This window comes from Anaerococcus sp. NML200574, assembly GCF_026131665.1.
In the GTDB taxonomy this organism is placed as follows: domain Bacteria; phylum Bacillota; class Clostridia; order Tissierellales; family Peptoniphilaceae; genus Anaerococcus; species Anaerococcus kampingae.
This window is the reverse complement of sequence record NZ_JAMXSM010000003.1, coordinates 1-25,366: the sequence shown is the minus strand read 5'-3', so window position 1 is coordinate 25,366 and position 25,366 is coordinate 1. Positions and strand designations below refer to the sequence as shown.

The window sequence follows — 25,366 nt, the reverse complement described above, 5'->3', positions numbered from 1 at the left end:
CATTATTGCCTTAGTCTTGCAAATCTTTATGGATATTTTCTATAATTGTCTCTACAGCTTCTTCTTTATTTAGGTTAATATTTTCAAGATCAGATCTTTTTGAATATTCTACTATTCCTTCACTTGCATCCTTACCTACTGTTATCCTATATGGAATTCCTATTAGGTCCCTGTCGTTAAATTTAACACCTGGGCGTTCTTTTCTATCATCAAGAAGAACATCTATCCTAGCATCTTTTAGATTTTTATAAATCTCTTCACCTAGTTCTTTTTGCTCTTCCTTGTTTGGATTTACAATTGTAACTATGGCTTCAAATGGTGCTACAGATGTAGGCCAGATTATGCCCTTATCATCGTGGTTTTGCTCTACAATTGCTGATACAGATCTTGATACACCTATACCGTAAGAGCCCATAACGAATGGTTTTGAAACGCCATTTTGGTCTAGGAAATTTGCCCCAATCGCTTCTGAGTATTTAGTTCCTAATTGGAAGATATTTCCTACTTCTATACCACGAGCTGATAAGTATTTTCCGCTGCCATCATAAGCATCATCGCCTTCTTTGGCTAGGGTTAAATCTTCTGCAATCTCCCCATCAAAATCCCTCTTATAGTTTGCATTTATATAGTGGTAGCCAGCCTTGTTAGCTCCCACTACAAGGTTATTAATTTCTGTAAGTGACTTATCAATTATTACCCTTACATCCTTTAGGCCGATTGGTCCTGTATAGCCAGGTTCAGTATATTTTTCTATACTTTCATCATCTGCCATGAAAATTTCATGCTCTGGAACACCTAGGTAGGCAATAAGTTTAGCCATATTTAAGTCCCTATCACCAGGGATAAAGACAAATACAAGCTCTCCTTCTACCAAAAGGTCTACTGCCTTTGCACATTTGATTTTTTCTTCATTTAAGAATTCGCTTACATCTTCTATGGTTTTCTTGTCAGTAGTTTTTACTAATTCCAATTCTTTTTCTTCTTCTTTTATAACCGGAACTATGCTTCTTGCCTTTTCGTCTGTATAAGCCTTATCAGAATTTTCTGTATAAAGGATGACTCCTTCACCACTTTCAGCAAGGGCCATAAATTCGTGACTCTTTCTACCACCCATAGCTCCTGTATCACCTTCAACTATTCTGTAGTCAAGCTTCATTTTGTCAAAGGCATATTCATAAGCCTTCCACATATTGTCATATGCTTTTTCTAGTCCTTCAAAGTCTTGGTCAAAGGTGTAGGCGTCTTTCATTAGGAAATCACGTGACCTATTTATACCAAATCTAGGTCTTTTCTCATCCCTAAACTTATCTACTATTTGGTAGATATTAAGTGGAAGTTGCTTATAAGAATTAAGCTCGTCTTTTACTAAATCTACGAAAGATTCTTCGGCTGTTGGACCTAGGGCGTATTCCCTATCGTGTCTGTCTTTAATTTTAAACATCTCAGGACCAAATGTTTCCCATCTGCCTGATGCATCCCAAATTTCTCTAGGTTGTAAGATTGATGTTGATACCTCAATTGCTCCATGGCTATCCATGGCATCTCTAACTATTGCTTCGATTTTATTTATAACCTTTTTACCAAGTGGTAGGAAGGAATAAATTCCTGAAGCTTGACGTCTGATAAAAGCACCTCTAGTTAGAAGCTTATGGCTTGCTGTTTCAGCATCCACAGGATCTTCTCTTAGGGTTGGCATATAATAATTTGATAGTCTCATTTAATTAACACTCCTCATTGAAAGACCAATTCTTTCTTTTTTCTTATCTATTTCTATAATTTTTACAGTAACTACCTCAGAGTTTGTCAAAACATCGTGAGGATTTTTTATAAACTTATCGGAAATTTCTGATATATGGACTAGACCATCTGTTCCTACTCCAATATCTACAAAAGCTCCAAAATCAGTTATGTTTCTAACTTTCCCTTTAAGTATCATACCCTCTTTTAGGTCATCAAGACTCATAACTTCTTTTTTTGTCAAAACCTCGGGATTATCATCTCTCGGGTCCCTTCCGGGCTTCTTTAGCTCTTTTATGATATCTCTAAGGGTCGGTTCTCCTACCTCTAATTTTTGAGCAGTTTCTTCTATGTTTATCTCATCTAAGTTTAAACCTTCAAGTTTTTTTGCTATCTTGTAGCTTTCAGGGTGGACTCCTGTATTGTCCAAAATCTCGGGTGATGATGGAAATCTCAAAAAGCCTGCAGCAAGCTCGTAGGTTTTCTTTCCAAGTCCCTTTACATCTAAAAGGTCCTTCCTATATTTAATCTTTCCATCCTTAAAATCTTCTTCAATTCTTTTTGCAAGATTTTGATTTAGACCTGATACATATGATAAAAGCTTATAGGAAGCATTATTTATACTAACTCCCACTTCATTTACAGCATCTTCAACAACCTTGGCAAGCTCTAAATCTAGCTTTTTACCATCAAGGTCATGTTGGTATTGACCAACTCCTATATGTTTTGGTTCAATTTTTACAAGCTCTGCCATAGGGTCTTGGAGTCTTCTTGCCATGGAGATGGCCCCTCTTATTGTTACATCAAGGTCTGGAAATTCTTCTTCTCCAAGAGCTGAAGCTGAGTAAACACTAGCACCTGCCTCATTTACTATAGCATAGCTTACACCTTCTACTTCCTTAAGGAGTTTATTTACAACTAGCTCAGTTTCCCTAGATGCTGTTGCATTACCAAGAGCTATAAGACTTACCCCGTATTTTTCTATTAGACCTTTAAGAATTGCTATCGCTTCTTTTTCTTTCTTATGGGGTTCTACCGGATAAATTACTGCCTTATCCAAATATTTTCCATTTTTATCTACAACTGCTACCTTACAACCTGTCCTAAAGCCTGGGTCAAGTCCTATTACAACCTGACCTTTGATAGGCCTTTGCAACAAATAAGGCTTTAGGTTATCTCCAAAGACTCTAATAGACTCATCGCTAGCTTCTTCTGTAAGCTTATTTCTAAGTTCAGTTGTAATTGATGGAAGCATCAGTCTCTTGTAAGCATCATCGATTGTAGCTTTTACCAAGCCTTCTTGGTAAGAATTATAGGTCTTATCCTGACTTATGAGCTTATAGATTAAGTTTTTGTTATAATCATCAGTAAACTCAATCTTTACAGTCAATATATCTTCTTTTTCAGCCCTATTTATAGCTAAAATTTGAAAAGATTTCAAATCCTTAAGCTTTTTAGAAAAATCATGGTAATTTTCGTAAAGATTATCTTCTTCTGCCTTAAGCTTGCTCACTAGACATGCCCTCACAAGGCCATCTCTTCTTATAATATTTCTAGCTTCTATTGAATTCGCAATGTCTTCTGCAAGTATATCTAGAGCTCTTATTATAATTTCCTTTTCATCTTCTAAATTTTCTTGCTTATAATTAATAGCTTCCTTTATGGCTGCTTCTTCATCGCTAATATCTGTAAGAAGCTTATCTAAAAACTTATCAAGTCCAAATTCCCTAGCTATATCAGCCCTGGTCTTTCTTCTAGATTTGAAAGGTGCGTAGATATCTTCTAAGATTGTAAGGGTGTTAGTTGCTAAGATTTTTTCTTTTAATTCATCTGTTAGCTGGCCCTTATTATCAATGGCATTTATTATTTCTTCCTGCCTTTTTTCGATATTTCTTAGCTTGTTGAGATTTTTTTCAATATCTCTTATCTCTACATCTGTAAGATTACCTGTAACTTCCTTCCTATACCTAGCTATAAAGGCTACTGTTGAGCCTTCATCCAAGAGTTTGATAACATTGTCTATTGAGTCTTCTTTAATATTTAATTCTTTTGATAAAATTTCTGTAATATTCATAAATCCCTTATAATAAAATAATTTTCAATATATATATAATTAATAAATGCGCTGGATAAAATATATAAAATCCCCACTTGCTAGATTTACCTTTTTGTCCGTTATATAAAAATATGAGTGGTATAGATAAATAAACCATGTAAGGAATATAAACCGCATAGCCTCTAGTGAATCGCGAAAAGGCAAATGACAATAAAATCGCAAGGCCTGTCATTATTTTACTATTTCTTGCAAAATATAATAGACCAATAGCTGTGATTACCTTATAAGTATAGTCAGCTTTTATGGCAATAGCTATTAATGATACACTTATAAATGACAAACAAATAAGTAATATTTTCTTGAAAGTATCCATTTCTTCAGCTATTTGCCATATATAAAGCATGGTTCCAGCCAAAAATAAGGTGAAAAATACATTTTGCCTTGAAAAGTCAAAAACCGTTCCTGTAAAGGCTAGGTCATAAAATATTTCTGAAATAAAGGCAAAAATTAATAACCTAGCCAAGTATTTTTTAATATCACTTGTTAGTATAATCCCTTGGACTAATAGAAAGGAAAATATTGGCATAGCTATCCTACCTATTAGCATGAAAGTATCTGCAAGTTTAATATATCCTAAACCATATAATAAAAATGATTGTGCTAGGTGACTTAGAAGCATGGCTGTAGATGCTATTACCTTTAAAGCACTTGTACTTAGAAATCTCCTATCAGATTTCCATGATTTTAATAGTTCTTCTCTGTTTATCATTGGTAGTTTCCTTTAATGAAGTTTATCTTATATTTCGGAAAAATTAAAGATATAGTTTTACCAGCTAAGCTATGATCTTTCTCATTTACTTTATCAATATGACTTGGATCAAAGAAAACCATCTTTAGCTCTCTTGATTTGTTATCATCTATACTTAACTCGAATTTATACCTTTCCCTAGCTTCATCATAGGCTAAAAGAATATCCATAAATCTTCCATAGTCATAATCATTTATAACTTCAAATTCTAAATCTACCCTGTAGGAGTCATCTTCTAATAAATTAAATTTTGCTTTCTCACTCTTGTAAGAGATTGTTTTTTTTGTATTCAAATCTGTTAGAGTCATTGTAGTTACTAAGTTGTTTGAACTAGCCATCAAATTAATTATATCTGTATTAGAGAGATCTTTTTCAATTTTTTCTATTGGTTCATCAGCTTTTAATTTCTTTTTGAAATTTGACATAGGAATAGGCCCTTTTGAATCTATTTTCTCTTTTGCCTCTTCTATACTACTTTTATTTTTAAGCACTCTTCTATGGCGCTTCTTAGAATTTTTATTATCTGATGATAAATAAGCATCTATATCCGAAAAATCCATCTGATCGTCTATAACTATATTTTCTTTTTGGCTCAGATATTGATAAGTCGAATATAAGGTCTTAAAAACCATATACAAAAAAGAAAGACTTGTTAAAAGATTTATAATGTTTTTAGGTAAGACATTATTAAAATTAACAAGATTTACGATAAGCATAAGTAAAAAAGGTCTTATCCCAGTAAATTTCACAAAATTCTTTAGGGATGAATCTTCACGCTTTTCTTTCTTTTTAAGCTTAATTAAAATTAACAAAACTCTTATCAAAAAATCTATGAAAGCTGCTATGTAAAGGCCTATAACAATATTGAAAACATAAGGGTAGTTGTTATATATATCAAATGGCAAACTCCTTATACTCAAATCCATTAAAAAGCTTGTTGTCAGTAAAAATAAGCCGCTTTTTCTAAAGGTCTTTGATGCAATATATAGAATGATTAGGACAAGAAAAGCTCCTATTGCAAATCCTATAAATTGATTATTTATTATAAAATTGTAAATTTGCTCTAAAATTATTGAATAGTCCATTTTTGCTCCATTCTAATTATTTAATTCTAACACTATATATTATATAGACGAAATAAAAAAATACTAGTAAAATGTATTTATGCTAGAATAACTCAATGGTAGAGTAACGGTATCGTAAACCGGAAGTTGCAGGTTCAAGTCCTGTTTCTAGCTCCATCTACAAAGGCTAGCTATTTAAAGCTAGCCTTTTTTATAAATTTTCTATATATGCCCCTTCTGGGTCAATTTTAAGTTTTTTTACCTGCCAAGTTGAAAAATCACTTGCCATATTTTTTTTGATATCATCAAAAATATCATCTCTCTTATCTGCTATTAGCATCATTGTAGGACCTGCTCCACTTAAGTAAACACCTAGTGCTCCAAGCTCTAATGATTTATTATATATTTTATCATAGCCTTTTATTAAGGATTTCCTATATGGCTGGTGGATTTTATCATATAGACAAATTTTTATTAAATCCTTGTCTAAATCTTTTAGGGCAAAGCCAAGAACAGCCGCTCTTTGTATATTATTTATAGCATCTTTTAGTAGAAGTTTATCAGATATCACATTTCTGGAATCTTCTGTCCTTAGCTTAAAGTCAGGAATTAGACCGATTAATTCAAGATTTTTATTTGGTATTATTTTTTTATGATAAACTCTCTCCCCATCCCTTACACAAAGCAAAAGTCCTCCAAATATTGCAGGTCCTACATTGTCTGGATGGCCTTCTATCTCTACTGCAATATCAAGGGCTAAATCCTTATCAATTTTTCCTTCTAAGATGTAAAGGGCAGCATAAATTCCTGCAACGATACAAGTTGATGAAGACCCAAGACCCCTTGTCATTGGCACTAGCCCATCTATTTCTACCTCTATAGGAATAGCTTCCTTTCCTAGGTAAGAAAAAGTATATTTATAGGCTTCTATAACTAGGTTATCCTCTCTAAATTCATCACCTTCCCTAAAGTTAAAACTATTATAAAGATTAAGTGATAAACCATAACTATCAAAGCCACAACCTACATTTGCACTTGTTGCAGGTACCTTGATCATAAATCCCTTCATTTTAATTTCCTCAAAACTTCTTCTTTTAGCTTAGATGGATCGATTATATCCTTATGGATTACTTCCATATCCTTCAAGGCTGATAGATTTTCAGGAACTTCATTAGCCATAAGCTCTCCTATTTTTTCAAGCTTCTCAAAATCATCATCTCCTCCATCAATTCCTAGGGAATTTAAAACCTTGTCAGGAAACTTAAGGGGATTGGCTGTTGATGCTATTATTGTTTGTGTATCATCGCCTGTTTCTTTTTTATATTTTTCATAAACACTTACAGCAACAGCTGTGTGGGGGTCTATTAAATATTTGTAGGAATCATAAGTACTTTTTATTGCATCTTTTACATCTTCTTCGCCTGCAAAGTTTGCATAGATTAAATCATCATAGTTCTTATCCCAAAGATAAATTTTATCTTTGTTTAAAGATTCCATGGCTTCGGCCACTTTTTTATAGTTTCCATCAGATAGGTGATATAATAGTCTTTCAAGATTTGAAGAAATCAATATATCCATAGATGGAGATGATGTTAAAATCAACTTTCTATTTGAATCATAAGACCCAGTTTTAAAAAAATCTGTTAAGATTTTATTATCATTTGAAGCTATGATCAATTTATTAATAGGAAGCCCCATGTTTTTTGCATAAAAAGCAGCTAGAACATTTCCGAAATTGCCTGTAGGCACAGCAATATTTACCTTTTCACCAAGTTTTATTTTTTTATTTTGTACTAGTCTTAGATAGGTGTAAACATAGTAAACAACCTGTGGGATGAGCCTACCTATATTTATAGAATTTGCCGATGATAATTCATAGCCTTTTTCTAGGATTTTTTTATTAAATTCCTTGTCATTAAAAGCATCTTTTACTGCTGTTTGGGCATTGTCGAAATTTCCTTTTATAGCAAAAACATTTAGGTTTTCCCCTTCTTGACTTATCATTTGTAGCTTTTGAATGGCTGATACCCCATCTTTTGGATAAAAGACCATTGCCCTTACCCCATCTACATCCTTAAATCCTTCTAGGGCTGCCTTTCCTGTATCTCCAGATGTGGCAACGAGGATTAAAACTTTCTTATCATCTCCATTTACTTCTAATGAAGCCTTAAGTAAAAAAGGAAGTATTGATAGGGCCATATCCTTAAAAGCATGAGTTATACCATGGTATAGCTCCATTATAAAGGCATTTGTTTCTTTAATCTTTACAACTTCCTCTGGGAATTTTTGATCATAAGCCTTTTTTACAATGATATCTAGCTTATCTCCTAAATCATCAAAATACATCTTTAAAATGTAGCTAGCAAGTTCTCTATAATCTAGATCAATAAGCTTAGATAAGTCTCCTAAGGAAGGAAAATTCATTGGCACAAACAGGCCACCATCATCTGCTATAGACCTAATTATAGCTTGGCTTGGATTTATTTGGCTTCTGTCTGTTCTTGTGGATACGTATTTCATTAGTAATTCCTACCTTCAAGTCTAACTATAAGAGAATTAGGATCAGCATCTAGTCTTTCCTTTAAATCAACATATTTTGCATCCCTTATTAGACTTGCCTTTAATTTATCATCGATAACTTCTTCATCAAAATCATCTAAATTTACAAGATTTCTGTCATATCTTAGATAAAAATCAGCCCTTATATCACTGCTATCTATCTTTCTATTTAGACCTTCGCCAAGTCTTACCTTGGATTGTCTATCAAAAATAATATCTATTATGTCATTTATGATAGCATTGGCTGTAGGAAGCATGCCTGCACCTTGGCCATAAAATTTAAGTTCTCCTACCATATCACCAAAGACAGTAACAGAGTTAAAGGCACCTCTTACAGATGCAAAATATGAGTCTGAATATACTCCTATCGGGGCAACACAGGCCTTAATCTTGTTATCTTCAATATAGGAATCACCTATTAGTTTTATAGTCCTGCCATTATCTTTAAGAATTCTAATATCATCTGCTGTAATTTTAGAAATACCATCTACGAGTATATCATCCTCACTGACTTCTTGCCTAAAAGCCATTGTAGATAGAATTCTTAACTTTCTATGGGTATCAAAACCTTCAACATCTGCACTTGGGTCAGCTTCAGCATATCCTAAATCTTGAGCTTCTTTTAAGACATCGCTATAATCAAGTCCTTCTTCAGTCATCTTAGATAGAATATAATTGCATGTACCATTTAAAATCCCCCTAACCCTAGTGATTTCATTTTCCATTACAAGGTCCCCAAGGGGTTTTAAAACTGGAATCCCTCCAGCAACTGCCGCTTCGTGAAGGAAGTGAAGATTCATATCCCTAGCAAGGTCATTTAATTCAGGAAAATATTTACTAATAGCAGCCTTGTTTGCCGATACTACATGCTTGCCATTTTTCATAGATTTAAGCATCATATCCTTAGCTTGATCAACTGATGATGTAACTTCGACAACTATATCTATAGATGAATCATTTATTATTTCATCAAAGTCTGTTGTAAGTAAATCTTTATCAATATCAACTCCATAAGAATCTCTAACTTTTCTAACTAAAACTTTTTTTATTTCAATTTCTGCATTAGTATAGAATTTAATTGAATCTTGTTTTTCTCTAATTAGCTTTACTATCCCCTGGCCAACTGTACCATATCCTAGTATAGCAAGTCCTACTACTCTTTTCACTTCTTACTCCTTGAATATAATTATTTGAGTTTTAAATTTACAAATAAAGTATCTTAATATTAATCATCAAAAATATTTTTTCGACTAAGATATTTTGTATAGATAATACCTTAATTTTTGCTTTACTCAAGTATTATCTTAACCTACTACAAATAAGGATTATTTAAGAATTATATTTTGCATATAAAAAGACCCCCCAAAGGGGTCTCTTATTCTTTATGTACTATGAAATTATTCTTGGTCGATTGCTTCTACTGGGCAAACTGCTGAGCATGAACCACAATCTATACAAGCATCTGCATCAATTTCAAAAGCAGCATCGCCTTGAGAGATTGCTCCTACTGGGCATTCACCTTCGCATGAACCACAAGAAATACAAGTATTTTCATCTATTCTGTATGCCATAATTTCCTCCTATGTTTATTATATGATTAGTATACAATAATATTCATAATATGTCAAGTAAAACATGAAATTTTATTAAAATATTCTAGAAATCTGATTAATTATTCATAATGATAATTATTATCATCTGTCTTTGCTTATATCTTCTATCCTATAAAATTCTTCTATTTCCTCATCGCTTTCATCAAGGTTTAACCTAACCTTACACAAACCTCTAATGTAATCATTATCTACCACCGTACCTACTCCATCTACAGTAGAAACTTTATGGCCCTTTTTAGGATGCTCTTTTTTAGCTTTTAGATAATTATCTTCCTCAAAATCTAAGCAGCACATAAGTCTACCACATACTCCAGATATCTTATTTGGATCTAAGGTTATTCCTTGGTCTTTGGCCATCTTTATTGATAAAGGATTAAACTCTGTCATAAAACGAGAGCAGCAAGTTTTTTGTCCACATGAGCCATGAAAATCTTTAAGCTTAGCATGGTCTCTAACACCGATTTGTCTTAACTCAATTCTATTCTTAAATATTGACGCTAAATCTTTTACAAGAGCTCTAAAGTCTACCCTATTTTCCGATGTGAAATAAAAAGTAATTTTGCTTTTATCAAAGCTGTATTCACCTTCTACAATTTTCATATCTAGCTGATGGTCTCTTACTTTTTCTTTTGCAAGCTCCATTGCTTCTTGGGCTTCTTCTTTATTTGATTCATCTATCTCTAAATCTCTTGAGCTTGCCTTTCTTATTACACTTGATAAGTCTTTGTCAAACTTATCCTTGTCAATATCTATATTTGCAAGCGCTACTTCTGCTAGTTCTAGACCATTTGAGCTTTCGACTATCACCTTATCTTTAAAACAAAGGTTTAAATCATTGGCCTTAAAATAATATATTTTGCCAGCATTTTTAAATCTTATTCCAACTACATTCATTTATCTTTCCTGCCTTCTCTATATATATTAAAAAATATATTTTCTATACTTAATTCAAAATTAATATTATTCCTATAAGCAATTTGTATTTCTTCAAGCTTACTGATTAATCTTTCTATAACATTTAAATCCATTTGGCTAAGTTTTTCTAGATTATATGCATAGCTTGATCTGTATGGCTTTTTACTTTTATATTTTAAATCAATTAATCCTTTATAAATTTCAAGGATTGATGATATTAATTCATCTTTTTTATCCTTATAGGCTAATAAATAATCTCTCTCTTTATAATAAAAGGAGAGATTTCCCTCATAAATCTCTCTAATTATATCGGAAAGTCTCTCAAAATCAATATCGTTTTTATAATTTCCATTAGATATACTAATTATTTGACATCTTGACCTTATAGTTTGAAGTAATTTCCCGCTATTATCTGTTGTGAAAATTATAAGTATATAATCCTTAAGCTCTTCAAGACTTTTTAGCATGGCGTTTGCTGCCTCAATCCTCAAATTTTGAGCATTATGGATTATATAAATTTTGATTTTCCCATTTGTAGGTCTAATTACCATATCTTTTATTAGCGTCCTAATTGTAGATATGTCTATTATTTCCTTATCTATTACTGATAAGTCAGAATTTATACTTGACTTTACATCGTAAGAATCAAATACTTCCTTTGCAAAATCTAGGGAGTACTTTAAATTATATCCTACATCCTCTCCTTCTATTATGTAGGCATTAGATAAATTATTATTTGCTAATTGCCTTTCTAATATGGTCATATTTGTACATATTTTTCAACATCAATTATAAATACCGTTGCCCCACCTACACTTATTTCTATAGGTACTGTTGTGCTTATTAGTGAGCTTTCACCTGTAGGATTTATTATTGTTGTAGTGGTATTTCTTTTCTTACAATTCTTTTCTATTATTCCAAGTGCTTCGTCTAATTTAACTTCTTCCACACCTATTAAGAGGGTAGTGTTGCCTTTTTTTAAAAATCCACCTGTTGTTGAAAGCTTTGTTATCCTATAACCTTCATCTGTTAGGGCATCGATTAAAAAATTAACGTCTGCATCTTGTACTATAGCTACTAATAATTTCATTTTATTCCTCCAATAAGCCATAAATAATTTTGATTACATCTTCTGTTAAATCTTCTATAGACTTTCTAGCATCTACCTTTACTATTTCGTCTTTATAGAGATCAGCCATTTGCATATAGCCATCAAAGATCTTTTTGTGAAATGAAAAATCTTCGTTTTCTAGTCTATCTGCAGAAAAATTGGCTCTTTTTCTTTCTAAAGCTGTCTTATAGTCAATATTGAAAAATATGTTTAAGTCAGCCTTAAGACCTTCTGTTGCAAAATTATTTATATTCTTTATCTTATCTATACCCAAATTTCTTCCTAATCCCTGATATAATAAAGAACTTAATACAAATCTATCACAAATTACAATTTTTCCTGCTTTTAAATCAGGTTTAATTCTTTCTTCCACAAGCTGAGCTCTACTTGCTGCAAATAGGAGAGCTTCAGTCTTTGCTGACATCTCGGAATTTTCATTGTCAATTATTATTGATCTGATTTTTTCAGAAATGGGTGTTCCACCTGGCTCCCTATAGAAGCTTACAGGATGAGAGTCATTTTCTAATATCGTCTTAACTTTTTCTAATATGGTTGTTTTTCCAGACCCGTCTGGTCCTTCAAATACTATAAATTTTCCGCTCATATATCCATTATACTATATTTTCCTAAAATAAGTCTAGGAGTATTTTTTCTTTAAAATTTCCAAATAAAAAAACCATTGTCTATAATAAAGAGCAATGGCTTTAAATATTATTCGTTATCTTCAGATTCTTCAGTTTCATCAACTGTTGGTACATCAGCTGCATCTGCTGCTTCTTCTTCATCGTCAATGATTTCTTCTTCAGATACTTCTTGTAGTGAGCAGATAACTTCTTCTGCATCAGCAAGTACATTGATATTTTCATCTTTGAAGATGTCAAGATCAGCAACTGTTTTGTTTTCACCAATTTGTAGGTCTTTGATTTCAACATCTGCTGTTTGTGGGATGTATTTTGGTAGACATTCTACTTCTACTACATCTATATTTTGTACTAGTACTCCCGCATCAGCATTTAGGTCATCTCTACCGATTAGGTTAACTGGAACAGTAACTCTGATTGCTTGATTTTGGTCTATAGCCTGAAAATCTACATGTAAAAATTGGTTTTTGTATGGATGAGTTTGGAAATCCTTGATAAGTACTTCTTTACCTTCTCCATTGACATCTAGTGTTATAATTGTAGATGTTCCAGCTTGTCTAAGAACTTTATCAAATTCTCTAGCTTCGAATTGAACATTTACATTTTCTTGATTTTTGGCATAAACTACTCCTGGTATAAGTTCATTACTTCTAAGTTTGTTAACTTTATTTTTACCAGTAGCTTCTCTTTTTTCTGCTTGTAAAACTAAATTAGCCATTTTGCCTCCTTATTAATTCATACTAGCTAATTATACTCCATCTTTGCCTTATTTACAATAACTTAAAGATTAATATTTTAAAATCATTGATAATTTATGCTCTTGTAATACAATATTGCTAATAGGATGAATAAATGAAGGAGAATTTTATGACAAGAAGAGGAAAATTCGGTACTGTAGATATAACTGTATTAGGTGAAGAACTAAAAGTTGGAGATAAGGCACCTGATTTTGTTGCCAATAAGATGGACCTAAGCCCTTATAATTTTTATGATGAAGAAGATGGAAAAATCAAAATAATTTCTGTTGTCCCTTCTCTTGATACGGATGTATGTGAACTTCAAACAAAGATGTTTCAAAAAGCAACTGAGTTTTTACCAGATAATGTTATAGTCCTAACAGTATCAAATGACTTACCTTTTGCCCAAATAAGATTTAAGAAAAATAAGAAAGCTGACCAAATTAAGTTTGTTTCAGACTATAATACAAGAGATTTTTCAAGTAAATATGGAACCTTAATTGAAGAATTAAAACTTTTAAATAGGTCCGTATTTGTAGTTGATAAGGATAATACAATAAAATATGTCCAATACTTAGAGCAAAATACCGATCTTCCTGAATATGAGGAAGCTGTTAGGGTTGCTAAACAATTAAGTAAATAATAACCATAAAAAACTCCTCTCATTGAGGAGTTTTTCTATTTTGTAATTAAAAATTCTTCGTATTTTTCTCTATCATAGACAACATCTAATTCACCTATAAAGTTAGAATACTTATCCGGATAGCAGAAGGATTGCTTAAACCTATATAGACCATCTTTTGAATCTAAACTAAAGGTACCACCTAGATCTAGATAATCATAACCTTTTTCTAGACACCATTTTATTTCTTCCCAAATCATATTATAGTTTGGCATCTTGTTGCGGAGCTCGTTTGAGCTTGCTGCATATAGGTAATAAACCTTATTTCCATAAGGAATTAATAAGGATGCTGAAAGAGACTTATCTTCAAAATATGATATAAATATTTCTGCATCTAGATATTCTATTAGCCTTTGGTAATAATCTTTTGGTCTATGGCCAATTTCTTGTCTTTCCGCCATTATTTTTGTAAGTTCATAGAATATATCTAAGCCTTCTTCGTCAGTTTTTATAACTGTCTTTATCCCTGCTCTTATTGATTTTCTAACGTTGTACCTTCCCTTTGATGAAAAGCTTTCAAATATTTCATCTTCATTATGACAAGTTAAATCTATTATCATATTGTATCTTGGTTGGGTGAATGAATGAGTATCAAGACCCACACTTCTAAAATCATAACCTAATTTCCTATAATCATAGACTAATTTCTCATCAAAGACTAACTCTGGGTCCATTCTTAAAAGAAAGGCATCGTATTTGTCCTTTAAAGGCTCTGCTTCCTTTATTAATTGTTCAACTAGCTTTGTATCCCTAAAATCACATACTGGCCCTCTAGGAGCATATAAGAAGTGTTTACCGTTTGTATTTTTGATTCCTATCACAGACATTGCAGCAATTATCTGCTTATTTTCTTCTATGTATACATAATCATTTGTCCAGTTGTTTTTAATTTTTGACCAAGCTGTATCTTGCATTGGTCTAGCGTAAGGACTATTTCTTACAAACTCATTATATCTTTTTAAATCATTTTCATTATTTACTATTGGCATTATCTATCATTCCCTCCAACAAGGTAAGCGTGGTAATCGCGCCTATACCACTTTTGCTTCCTAGGTAATCGACATTCATTTCACTTATAGACTCTACGTCTACATCTCCTACTATCTTACCATTTATATACGAAGTTCCAACATCTATTATTAAGCTATCATCTTTAAAATAAGTTTGATCATAATAAGATGCACTCCCTATTGCTGATATAAAAATATCAGAGTTTTTGATAAAAGTTTTAGGATTTTGACAAGAGCTATTTATTACACTTACATTTGCACTCCTACTTGCTAAATACATAGATAGGGGCTTTCCTATTACACTTGTCCTATTGGCAATCGTTATGTTTTTGCCCCTAAAATCTATTTCTTGGTTTTCTAAAAATTTTACAATAGCTCTTGATGTAGCAGGAAGAAAATCTATCCACCCTTCCATAGACTTGCCTAAAGATTTGAAAGTAAAACTATCTAAGTCTCTAATTTTGATTGATTCTTTTAAATATGTCAAATCTTCACCTGAGCCAAAAGGTGCTAAGATGATAAAGCCATCCGCTTTGTCAAAAGAATTTATAAAGGAAATTATTTCATCATTATTTTCTCTATCAAATTCTTTTTCTACGTAAGATATTCCAAACTCTTCACATCTTTTGATTATTACGTTTTTATAAAATACAGCTTCCTTATTTGGATTTTTACTTAATAGTAGGATTTTATTTTTAAAATTATTATTTTTTAGTTTATTAAGAAGTTCATCTCTTAAATTTTTAGTATTTAATAAATTCATTTTTCTCCATGAAAAAACATCCAAAAGCTTTTGCTTCTGGATGCTTATATTTTTTCTAGAATATTCTTCTAGCTCCTCTGTATGCTCTTTGGTATGATCCGTTGAATAAATTATCAACTCTAACGCCTGTTTCTGGAGTAGATGCGTGTACGAAAGTACCATCTGATCCTGTTACAATTCCAACGTGATCAATAGATCCTCCACCAAATGAGAAGAATACTAAGTCTCCTGCCTTTAGGTTGCCTAATTCTACTGCATATCCATTGTTAAATTGGGCTTGTGAGCTGTGAGGTAAGCTTACCCCTATTTGTCTATAAGCATAAGATGTTAGCCCTGAGCAATCAAAACCTACACTTGGATCTGATGAACCCCAAACATAAGCAGACCCAACGTATTGACTAGCTATTCCTGCTGCTGATTGAGCGTTCTGGTTAACTTGTGGAGTATTTTGTGTTGATTCTACTGCTACAGCTTCTTCAGCATTTGAGATTGCTTCTCTAACTACTGGTGCTTGTGCTTTTTGAGCAGATTCTTGAGCTTTGGCCTCTTCTGCTTTCTTAGCTTCTTCAGCCTTTCTTGCTTCTTCAGCTTTTCTTGCCTCTTCTGCAACTTTTGCTTCTTCTGCTTTTATTTGTTCAACTAGAGCACTTGGATATGCGTTTGATAGGTAAGCTAGGTTTACATAACCTTCATTTGTTACAAACCATTCACCATCTACATAACCTACTATCTTATCCCCAGCCTTGATTGATCTAAGGATATTTGAGTTGTTACTAGCATCTTTGCTTGTTCTTATATTTAAACTATTTGTATTTACAAATTTATCTTCTAAGGCTGGAGCCTTAACTTCTTGTTTTGTTGACTGTGTTTCTACCGCTTCTTCTTTAGTTTCCACATCGTTATCATCTTGATATGTAACTACTTCTTTAGCTGGGCTTTCTGCGACATCTTCTTCTATAGCAGAATCATCATATTCTACTACTTTTTCGCTAGCTTTAGAATTATCTACTATTACTTGGTCAAGGTCTGAGTCATCATATTTAACTACACCATTTTCATCTTTATCGTCATAGCTTACAATTTCTTTAGCTGCTTCTTGATTCGCTTTTTCTTCAGCTATTTTTTCAGCTTTAATAATTTGTGGCTTAACTAAATTTTGAGCAGTTTTCTCAATTAGTATGTTTTCTTTTATTTCTTTGCTAGCCTTAGCTGTATTTCTCTTTTGGCCGGCAATTTTTGTATTTTTTACTTCTTTAGTATAATCGCTTTTTACGAAAGAAGATGAGCTTTCAACTTCTTTGTTTTCCTCAGATATTAAAGAATTTGTATGTTTATCATTTTGTAAATCTGTAACTGTTGTAGCGTATGCTGTTGCTACAGCAGCTGATGCAGCTATAACTGAAAGCGCCGCACCTATGTTTTTCTTATTCATTATTAATAACTCCTCCATAATTGTTATGAATTGTTAAATCTATTGTTTTATTTTGAAATCTGACTATATCTTATATCTTTTTTACAAAAGTGTCAATAATTAGTTACAAAAAAATTACACTTTATAAGGATTTTTTTATACTTATTGAGGATTATTCCGAAATTACCCAATATTTATAAAATGTAACCGGTTAAAGTGTAATTTTTTCCTACAGCTCTTTTGTTTTTTGTAACCAATTCTGTAGTAATTATGTAAAGAGTAAATCTGTAAGCCGTGTTCTGTCGTGGATAATCATCTATCTAGGCTTACTATTGCTAGTAAGCTCAAGCGAACTACCATTTTGCGGACAGGACCGAGCAAGCCCTTTTGCGTCCTTTTGTTCTTGCACCGGATGGGGTTTACATAGCCTGCCTATCACTAGGACAGCTGGTGAGCTCTTACCTCGCCATTCCAACCTTACCAAATTTTGGCGGTATACTTTCTGTTGCACTTGCCTGAAGATCACTCCTACTTGACGTTATCAAGCATCCTTGCTCTATGGTGCACGGACTTTCCTCGTGGCCTAAGCCCCGCGATTATCTAATTTACTCCGTATTGTATTTTATCTTTATTTTTAAAAATTTCAAATAAAGGTTCTAAATGAGTCTGTTTTTGAAAAGGTAAAAACTTCATCTCCTATTATTTTCTTTATTTCTTTTTCTAATTTGTATATTATATGGTTCTCGCTTGCAAAATGTCCTAAATCGGCAATAATTAGGCCCTTATTTGCATAATCCATACCTTCATGATACTTTATGTCTCCGCTTATAAATAAGTCGCAATTTAGGCTTATAGCATCATCTAATAAGGAGGCACCTGCACCACCACATATTCCTACCTTTTCTATTTCTTTGTTAACATCTCCATAGCAAATAATTTCATTGGCTTGCAACTTTTCTTTTACTTGACTAAGAAAATCTTTAGCATTTATTTTTTCAATATTACCGTACTTTCCAAGGCCAAGTTCTTTACCTTGCTCTAAGCTTTTCATATCTTTTAAGCCAATTATCTCTCCAAGATTATCATTTACTCCACCCTCTGCTATATCAAGATTAGTATGGAAGGCGAAAATTGTGATGTCATTTTTAATCGCTTTTTCTAATCTATTATAGAAACTATTCCTAAAATCAATGGATTTAGTTGGTGAAAATAAGTAAGGATGATGAGTAATTATTAAATTCGCTCTCTTTTCAATAGCTAAGTCTATACTTTCCTCTTCTAAATCTAAGGATAAGACGACTCCTCTTAATTCATCTTCAGGATTTCCCATTTGTAAGCCAGAATTATCCCATTCTTCTTGTAAATAAAAAGGATACTTTTCTTCTAATTTGCTAATTAAATCTTTTATTTGCACCTTTCTTCCACCTTTCTTATCGCTTCTAACCTATCTTCTATCTTTTTAATAGCTTTTTTATCGTCAGAATTTTCTTTTATATGATTAAGGAAATTCTTATTTTTATCCTTGTCTATTTTTAGCTTTTCTAAAAGAAGTTTGCTCTTATTTTCAATATCTGTAAAACCGTAATAGTACTCTTCAAATGACAAATCTCTTGTTTTCTTATCTTTAACCTTTAAAATATCGTAAAATTTTCTTTTTTCATAGGTTAAAAAGTCTAATTCAATATCAAAATCATTTTCCATTAGATATTCTCTAAGTAAACTTGTATTAATATTTGATTCTATAATGAGATAATCTAAATTTCTTACAAATTCTATACTATCATTTATTATATCAATAATTGTGTTTGCTCCCATACCTGCAATAATAGCTACCTGATTAGGTTCGCTTTTAAGACCCTTAAAACCATCTGTATGGACAGTTTTTATTATCTTTGATGTATTATCATCTAACCTATCTATAAGCTTCTGCAGAGATGGTTTTGAGATGTCTGTTGCTATTATATCTTTTGATATATTATTTTTTGCCAAATATAAAGGAACCAATCCATGATCGGTTCCTACATCTATGACTTTTTTATTTTTATCTAGTATTTTAACTATATCTAATAATCTTTTCTTATCTTCCATTTTATAAAAAGTCTTTCAATAATTCGCTCTTATTAGGAGATTTTAATTTCCTAAGAGCCTTTGCTTCTATCTGTCTAATTCTTTCACGAGTTACATCAAATTCTTTGCCAACTTCTTCTAGGGTACGTGGGGTACCATCAATTAAGCCAAATCTTAATTGTAGGACTCTTTTCTCACGAGCACCCAGGCATGAGAGAACTTCGTTTAGTTGCTCTCTTAGCATTGAATAATTTGCTGCCTCGCCTGGATCTATCGCACTATCATCTTCTATAAAATCTCCCAAGTGGCTGTCATCTTCTTCACCTATTGGTGTTTCAAGACTTACAGGTTCTTGGGCAATCTTTCTAATCTCTGATACCTTATCTACATCTATGCCCATAGCTTCAGCTATTTCTTCATTTGATGGATCACGTCCCAAATCCTGCACCAATTGCCTTTGAATTCTTACAAGCTTATTTATAGTTTCTACCATGTGAACCGGTATCCTTATTGTTCTAGCTTGGTCTGCTATAGCACGGGTAATAGCCTGCCTAATCCACCAAGTGGCATAGGTTGAAAACTTAAAACCCCTGTTGTAGTCATATTTATCGACTGCCTTCATAAGACCCATATTTCCTTCTTGAATTAAATCTAAGAAGTTCATTCCACGGCCTACGTATTTTTTAGCTATGGATACGACTAGCCTTAAATTTGTTTCAGCTAGTTTTTCCTTAGCCCTTTGTGACTTTATTATCTGATTTTTTAATTCTCTTATCTCTTGGCTTGTAAATTCTTCATTGTTTAACATTTTAAGAGCAAAATCTCTTTTATTTATCATGTAGACTAAAAATGATGATTCATCATCATTTAACTTATCTTTATTTTCAAGGCGACCAGCAAGTTCTGATATTTTTATTAGATTATCTATTACCATCTGATCATTTGTCTTAATGAAGTCCTTGTTGGCTGCTTTTTTAAGTAAATCATTAAATGATTGGTACACCAAATTTACAACTTCAGAATTTTCGATAATTTTTAACATATGGTCAAAGGAATCGAAAAGGTCACATAAGATATTTGCTTCCCTCTTGCTTAAGTCATCATCATTAACTGATTGTTGGGCTATATTGCATATCAAAATTTTCGCATTAAGCTGCTCAAGCTGGTCCTTATCAAGGTCATCTGTCATAACTTGGTTAAACAAGCGACCCATATTGACCAAACCATCTAAGTCTTCGATTGTTTCCGAATCTATTTCTTGGCCTATAGATAGCTTATCACTAGCATTGGTCAATATCTTAGCTAAATCACCAAAAAATACATCATTGGCAAGTTTAGTCTTATTTTGCTTGTTAAATTTATTACCATTTAAAGCTTTTCTGGCTATTTCTCCAGCTTCCATCCTTCTTGATAAAATAATTTCTTCGGTTGCTGTTAAGAGATTTACTTTACCAATTTCCTTTAAATACATTTTTACGGGATCATCAAGCTTAAGGCCAGCCAAATCATCTACAGACTTATCTATTTCCTTTTCAATCTCTTCTTCATCGATATCTTCATCTTCATCATCGTCAATTTCTTCTTCAACTTCTTCCTCTTTGTCTAACTCAGTCTCAGACTTTTCCACGATTTCTATTCCTGAAGATGTAATTTTTTCTATTATAAACTTTTGATTTTCAATTTCTAAATCATTAAAATCATCGAATTCATTTATCTGACTAAATGTTATTACCCCATCTTGGGATTCGCTTATCGAGATAAATTCTTCAACAATTTCTTTAAGAACTTCATCTTCGAGCAATTTATTATCATCGCTGGTCATCATTTCTCCCCTTACTAATTGTAGGCCCAGTTTCTCTTAATTTCTTTATCTTTTGGAGCCTTTCATACAGGCTAATCTTATCTTTTAACTCATTTACTAAGATAGGATTCTTATCATTCATAACATAAGCTAGAATAAATTTAAAATCCTTATCATTCTTGTCAAATTTACTAGGTTCTTTATTAATCAAAAAATCTTTAAAATCAATTAATTTTTGATTTTTTAAAAATTTATCAAAATATTCAGACTCTTCTTTATAATCATCAGGCTGCATAAAAATAAGCCTTAAAATTTCTAATTCATATTGATTAAAATCTAACTTCTCTTCCTTAACTATTACCTTTTTATCAATCGGTTTATTATTAAAGAAGTTTGTTCTATTTTGTTTATTATTATACTTTGTAATAGCCTCTTTTAAAGTTGATTTTTCAATGTCAAATAGCTTTGATACGTTATTAATAAAAATTTCACGTGTAAGATCTTGCTTGATGCTTGCAAGAAATTCTATAAATAAATTTAACTTATCAAACTTTTCATTCTCACTTGCTTGTGAGTAAGAATCTAATATCTGATTATACCTATAATTATATTGGTCTAAGGCCTTATCCATTTTATCGATAAAGGCTTCTTTGCCATATTTTCTTACAAAATCATCAGGATCTAGACCCTCTCCAAGCTCAATTATATTTACGCTTATATCTGCTTGGTTAAAAATATCTATAGCTCTTTGAGTAGCTTTTATTCCTGCTCCATCAGAATCATAGCAAACATAGATATTATCAGCATATCTTTTCGCAAGTTTTGCTTGATCTAGTGTAAAGGCTGTACCAAGACTTGCTACAGCTATATCTATACCCCAATTGTTGAGAGCTATAACATCCATATAGCCTTCAACTAGGATTAAATCTCTTTTATTTTGCTTTTTGAAATTATTTAAAGCATATAAATTATATCTTTTTTTAAATATCTCAGATTCTGGAGAATTTAGATATTTTGGCATGGCATCATCTATTGCCCTACCACCAAAACCTATTACCCTACCATAAATATCAATTATAGGATAAATAACCCTATTTCTATACTTATCATAATAATTGCCATTTTTAGACTTAGCTATTAATCCTAAAGATAGAAGGTCCTCTTCCTTATAGCCCTTTGATTTTGCATAATTTAGCAAATCATCCCAAGAATCTTTAGCATAGCCAAGCATAAAGGTATTAACTATATTGCTTCTTAATCCCCTCTTTACTAAATAATCTTGAGGAGCTTTATTGGTTAATAAATTTTTATAAAAAAACATCATTATATCTTTATTGATATCATATAGGTGATTTTTATATTTATTTTCCCCAGGGTTATTTTGATAAATTAAATTTATTCCTGCTCTATTGGCTAAAAATTCCAAGCTTTCTGGATATGATAGGCCTTCTTTTTGCATTATAAAAGAAACAACATCCCCTCCTGCTCCACATCCGAAACAGTGAAATAATTGTTTCTTCTTGTCAACTGTAAATGATGGGGTTTTCTCGTTATGAAATGGACATAATCCCTTATAGGAGGAGCCCGCTCTTTTTAAGTCGACATATTCGCCAATTATATCTATAATATCTGAACTTTCCTTTATTTGATTTGCCATATCATCTGATATTAATCTCATCTTATCACCTATTCAAACTATACTTTTATTAGCTTTTATATCAATTTATCTTTTTCAGCATTTTAAAGAAATTGGCTTTTATAAAATTTTATGATTTATATTTTAATTTTTTCTAAAATCGTGATGGTTTTTGAAATGAAAATTGTTAAATATCCCTAAAAAATATAGTATAATATTAATACTTTAGAAGTGTTTTACGCAATTTCTATAAAATTTGCATCAAAGATTAGAGGTTTAAGATGGATAACAATCAACCATTATTACAAAATGATAATTCAACAAATAATATTGATATAAGAATATTAGATGCCCAAGAGAATTCTCTTGCCAAAAATGCAGCTAGTAGGATTCAGTTTCATCCTTTTACATATTTTTATTATCTAGCTGAAGGATATGGCAAACTTTCTATAGAAAGTGAAGTAATAGATTTTAATGCTGGTGATCTTGTAATAATAAATCCTAATATCGGACATACCTTATATGTGGATAAAAGTATTAGCTCATGCAAGCTTATTGGCTTCGGAATTGAAAGCATTTCAATTGCTGGACTTAAAAATGATGAAAGTATGGATATCAATTATTTCCACGTTGATAATAAAAATAAATCCTTGCAATTTGAAGGACTATTTAGCGATATAATTAGAGAGTATAAGGGAAGCGATTTATTTGCAAGGTCTATGGCTTCTTCATTAGCTTGTGCTTTAGTAATTAATTTACTCAGAAAATATAGAAAAAAAATAGTTGTTAAGCACGATAAGAGAGTCAATAGACAAATTGACTATATTAAATCTTATATGGATGCTAATTACCACGAAGATATCAAATTAGAAGACCTATCTGCTATGGCTTATATGAATAAGTTCCACCTTATTTCTGAATTTAAGCAATCATATAGAATCACTCCAATTGAGTATTTAATTTTAAAGAGAATTGAAGTTTCAAAAAATATTCTTATATCAACCAACCACACCATGGAAGAAGTATCTGCCATAGTGGGTTTTAATTCTCAGTCCTATTTCAACCAAGTTTTTAAGAAAAAAGTTGGAGAAACTCCTTCACAATTTAGAAAGAAACACAGACTATAAGACTAGTTTACTAGTCTTATTTTTATATTAAAAAAGAGGCCTAAGCCTCTTTTTAATAATCAACCCCCTTGGAATATTTATTTGTTGCATTCCATATCAAATATTCATTTTGACCTGATTCATAAATCGCATCTATCTGAGCCTGTACAGCATCAGCATCATATTCCATCCAATTTCCCTCTCCTATCCAAGAAGCGGTAAAATCTTGTATCCATGGACGGGATTGAGGTTTGTGCTCAAGTTTGGAAAATATTTTTTGTTCTTCCTTTAGATATCTTTTAACTAGTTCATAAGGCTCCAAGTCAGGTTTTTCAATTTCAAATGAATATGGACCCCAGTGGGATGGATATATCATTGATGACATTATATCAGCCTGATTTGATATTTCAGAGAAATCTTGACCAATACCACTTGCTCTTCCAGCTTGTAGAGCATATCCAAATACGTCTACAGATATTGGTATGCCGTAAGCTTGTATACTTTCTCTGGCTCTTCTTACAAAGTTTGTAATAGCCGCAACCCTCTTATCTCCTTCATCCATATTTTCTTTCTCATATTCACCTCTAGAGTAATCTAAGCTATCTCCAAATGTTTCAAAACCTTCTGCAAACCTTACATAGTCAAATTGTATTTCATCAAATCCAGCTTCTGCTGCAAGCTCTGCGATATGAATGTTGTAATCCTGCACTTCTCTTAAAAATGGATTCATAAAGGCTTCTTGGTGGCCATTTGCCCAAAGGCTACCATCTGCTTTCGTAAAGCCCCATTCCGGGTGAATTTTGGTTATAATTGAGTCTTTGAAGCTTGTAATTCTACCAATTACATATATGCCTCTTGAATGAAGATCATCTATTAAGGTTTTAGCATTTATAAGCTTTGTATTTGCATACTGTATATCTTCATTATCGGTATCAAAATCTACAGTTATATTTCCCCAGTCATCTTTGACATCTATTACTACAGCATTTAGGTTACTTTCTTCTATCATTCCCATTATGCCTTCATATACTTCAGGAATATTTATTGATCCTGTGTTGAAATATAAGCCCCTTACCCCATCTTTTGGATAATACTTACTTTTTTTATCTTCTAGAGATAAAAGTCTAGAGGTGTCATAATCCATATTATAATCATCAGGGGTAACACCTATTTCGTATGGTTCACCTATTGGCTTTTTTTCAGGCTTAGTTTTTTTGCTTATTTTTTTACTTTCTTCAATTTTTACTTCTTCTGTAGGATTTTCATCTTTAACTTTTGAAGAAGATCCGCAAGAAGTAAGTATTAATATTAAAGTAAGTAAGAATGGAAGAAAAATTTTTTTCTTAATCATAGATTCTCCTAAATAAAAAAGCGAGCACAGGCCCGCTTATTTAAATTATTTTTTAGTTATTCAAGGTGTCATATTAAAGAAGTTTTACTTCTTCTTATAAAATTTCTGGACTCGGCCATTCCTTATCTCAGAAATTACGAATATATCCGTAACCTTTATATATGGTGGGACTATTTAACTATCTTAGAAACAACTCCTGATGCTACTGTTCTACCACCTTCACGAACAGCGAATCTTAGACCTTCTTCTAGAGCGATTGGCTTTTGAAGTGTGATCTTGAATGTTGCGTTGTCTCCTG

Annotated in this window: 23 protein-coding genes, 1 tRNA gene, 1 other RNA gene and 1 pseudogene; 3 read left to right on the top strand and 23 right to left on the bottom strand. The window is 32.0% G+C overall.

Annotation, left to right across the window (positions count from 1 at the left end):
* Positions 1-10: 10 nt before the first annotated feature.
* The 4 genes from NH286_RS02015 to NH286_RS02000 are packed head-to-tail and all read right to left on the bottom strand — an operon-like array spanning position 11 to position 5,686.
* Positions 11-1,717, bottom strand: coding sequence for a proline--tRNA ligase (locus NH286_RS02015; RefSeq protein WP_265236498.1), 1,707 nt, complete (start codon positions 1,715-1,717; stop codon positions 11-13).
* The gene (locus tag NH286_RS02010) at positions 1,718-3,811 is read right to left on the bottom strand and encodes a Tex-like N-terminal domain-containing protein (RefSeq protein WP_265236496.1); all 2,094 of its coding nucleotides are present in this window, start codon (positions 3,809-3,811) and stop codon (positions 1,718-1,720) included.
* Positions 3,812-3,818: 7 nt separating this feature from the next.
* Positions 3,819-4,562 carry a conjugal transfer protein TraX gene (locus tag NH286_RS02005; protein ID WP_265236494.1) on the bottom strand — a complete coding sequence of 248 codons (744 nt, stop codon included), beginning with the start codon at positions 4,560-4,562 and terminating at the stop codon, positions 3,819-3,821.
* The gene (locus NH286_RS02000) at positions 4,559-5,686 is read right to left on the bottom strand and encodes a hypothetical protein (RefSeq protein WP_265236492.1); all 1,128 of its coding nucleotides are present in this window, start codon (positions 5,684-5,686) and stop codon (positions 4,559-4,561) included. The genes NH286_RS02005 and NH286_RS02000 overlap by 4 nt, the downstream gene beginning before the upstream one ends.
* Positions 5,687-5,767: 81 nt before the next feature.
* Here NH286_RS02000 and NH286_RS01995 point away from each other — a divergent pair.
* Positions 5,768-5,842, top strand: a tRNA-Thr gene (locus NH286_RS01995).
* A 34-nt stretch (positions 5,843-5,876) separates the two neighbouring features.
* On the opposite strand, the gene thrB is transcribed toward NH286_RS01995, so the two are convergent.
* From thrB to NH286_RS01950, 9 genes are all read right to left on the bottom strand, one after another.
* Positions 5,877-6,734 carry a homoserine kinase gene (gene thrB, locus NH286_RS01990; protein ID WP_106460564.1) on the bottom strand — a complete coding sequence of 286 codons (858 nt, stop codon included), beginning with the start codon at positions 6,732-6,734 and terminating at the stop codon, positions 5,877-5,879.
* On the bottom strand, positions 6,731-8,185 hold the full coding sequence (gene thrC, locus NH286_RS01985) for a threonine synthase (RefSeq protein WP_106460565.1): 1,455 nt from the start codon (positions 8,183-8,185) through the stop codon (positions 6,731-6,733). Before thrC ends, thrB begins: the two co-directional genes overlap by 4 nt.
* Complete coding sequence (locus NH286_RS01980; RefSeq protein ID WP_265236488.1) at positions 8,185-9,390, bottom strand: homoserine dehydrogenase; 1,206 nt, start codon at positions 9,388-9,390, stop codon at positions 8,185-8,187. The genes thrC and NH286_RS01980 overlap by 1 nt, the downstream gene beginning before the upstream one ends.
* Positions 9,391-9,621: 231 nt before the next feature.
* The gene (locus NH286_RS01975) at positions 9,622-9,795 is read right to left on the bottom strand and encodes an indolepyruvate ferredoxin oxidoreductase subunit alpha (protein WP_106460567.1); all 174 of its coding nucleotides are present in this window, start codon (positions 9,793-9,795) and stop codon (positions 9,622-9,624) included.
* 123 nt (positions 9,796-9,918) lie between these two features.
* The gene (locus NH286_RS01970; protein ID WP_106460568.1) at positions 9,919-10,731 is read right to left on the bottom strand and encodes a stage 0 sporulation family protein; all 813 of its coding nucleotides are present in this window, start codon (positions 10,729-10,731) and stop codon (positions 9,919-9,921) included.
* A complete protein-coding gene (locus tag NH286_RS01965; RefSeq protein ID WP_106460569.1) occupies positions 10,728-11,516 on the bottom strand; it encodes a DNA polymerase III subunit delta in 789 nt (262 codons plus the stop codon). Before NH286_RS01965 ends, NH286_RS01970 begins: the two co-directional genes overlap by 4 nt.
* A complete protein-coding gene (locus NH286_RS01960) occupies positions 11,513-11,842 on the bottom strand; it encodes a cyclic-di-AMP receptor (RefSeq protein WP_106460570.1) in 330 nt (109 codons plus the stop codon). Before NH286_RS01960 ends, NH286_RS01965 begins: the two co-directional genes overlap by 4 nt.
* Before the next feature lies 1 nt (position 11,843).
* Positions 11,844-12,467, bottom strand: coding sequence for a dTMP kinase (gene tmk / locus NH286_RS01955; RefSeq protein ID WP_106460571.1), 624 nt, complete (start codon positions 12,465-12,467; stop codon positions 11,844-11,846).
* A gap of 107 nt (positions 12,468-12,574) precedes the next feature.
* Positions 12,575-13,222, bottom strand: a complete 648-nt coding sequence (locus tag NH286_RS01950) for a 50S ribosomal protein L25 (protein ID WP_106460572.1) — start codon at positions 13,220-13,222, stop codon at positions 12,575-12,577.
* A gap of 149 nt (positions 13,223-13,371) precedes the next feature.
* Between NH286_RS01950 and tpx the strand changes: the two genes are divergently transcribed.
* Entirely contained in the window at positions 13,372-13,884 is a 513-nt protein-coding gene (tpx, locus tag NH286_RS01945) for a thiol peroxidase (protein ID WP_106460573.1), read from the top strand.
* A gap of 35 nt (positions 13,885-13,919) precedes the next feature.
* On the opposite strand, the gene NH286_RS01940 is transcribed toward tpx, so the two are convergent.
* The 8 genes from NH286_RS01940 to dnaG all read right to left on the bottom strand — a co-directional run bounded on the left by NH286_RS01940 (position 13,920) and on the right by dnaG (position 22,653).
* Positions 13,920-14,912: a lipid II:glycine glycyltransferase FemX gene (locus NH286_RS01940; protein ID WP_106460574.1), complete on the bottom strand. Its 993-nt coding sequence runs from the start codon at positions 14,910-14,912 to the stop codon at positions 13,920-13,922.
* On the bottom strand, positions 14,896-15,696 hold the full coding sequence (locus tag NH286_RS01935) for a bifunctional 5,10-methylenetetrahydrofolate dehydrogenase/5,10-methenyltetrahydrofolate cyclohydrolase (RefSeq protein ID WP_265236486.1): 801 nt from the start codon (positions 15,694-15,696) through the stop codon (positions 14,896-14,898). The genes NH286_RS01940 and NH286_RS01935 overlap by 17 nt, the downstream gene beginning before the upstream one ends.
* Before the next feature lie 55 nt (positions 15,697-15,751).
* A complete protein-coding gene (locus tag NH286_RS01930) occupies positions 15,752-17,128 on the bottom strand; it encodes an NlpC/P60 family protein (protein WP_265236484.1) in 1,377 nt (458 codons plus the stop codon).
* Between the two features lie 251 nt (positions 17,129-17,379).
* Positions 17,380-17,719: RNase P RNA component class A (gene rnpB / locus NH286_RS01925), an RNA gene on the bottom strand.
* 31 nt (positions 17,720-17,750) lie between these two features.
* Positions 17,751-18,521, bottom strand: coding sequence for a Nif3-like dinuclear metal center hexameric protein (locus tag NH286_RS01920; RefSeq protein ID WP_265236480.1), 771 nt, complete (start codon positions 18,519-18,521; stop codon positions 17,751-17,753).
* Positions 18,512-19,195, bottom strand: coding sequence for a tRNA (adenine(22)-N(1))-methyltransferase (locus tag NH286_RS01915; RefSeq protein WP_265236477.1), 684 nt, complete (start codon positions 19,193-19,195; stop codon positions 18,512-18,514). The genes NH286_RS01920 and NH286_RS01915 overlap by 10 nt, the downstream gene beginning before the upstream one ends.
* A gap of 1 nt (position 19,196) precedes the next feature.
* On the bottom strand, positions 19,197-20,996 hold the full coding sequence (gene rpoD / locus NH286_RS01910; RefSeq protein ID WP_265236475.1) for an RNA polymerase sigma factor RpoD: 1,800 nt from the start codon (positions 20,994-20,996) through the stop codon (positions 19,197-19,199).
* Positions 20,983-22,653, bottom strand: coding sequence for a DNA primase (gene dnaG / locus NH286_RS01905; RefSeq protein WP_265236473.1), 1,671 nt, complete (start codon positions 22,651-22,653; stop codon positions 20,983-20,985). The genes rpoD and dnaG overlap by 14 nt, the downstream gene beginning before the upstream one ends.
* Positions 22,654-22,892: 239 nt before the next feature.
* Between dnaG and NH286_RS01900 the strand changes: the two genes are divergently transcribed.
* Positions 22,893-23,738 carry an AraC family transcriptional regulator gene (locus tag NH286_RS01900; protein ID WP_106460581.1) on the top strand — a complete coding sequence of 282 codons (846 nt, stop codon included), beginning with the start codon at positions 22,893-22,895 and terminating at the stop codon, positions 23,736-23,738.
* 52 nt (positions 23,739-23,790) lie between these two features.
* On the opposite strand, the gene NH286_RS01895 is transcribed toward NH286_RS01900, so the two are convergent.
* Positions 23,791-25,068, bottom strand: coding sequence for a putative glycoside hydrolase (locus NH286_RS01895; protein ID WP_106460582.1), 1,278 nt, complete (start codon positions 25,066-25,068; stop codon positions 23,791-23,793).
* 170 nt (positions 25,069-25,238) lie between these two features.
* Positions 25,239-25,366 (bottom strand): annotated as a pseudogene (gene tuf / locus NH286_RS01890) (elongation factor Tu); the annotation flags it as partial.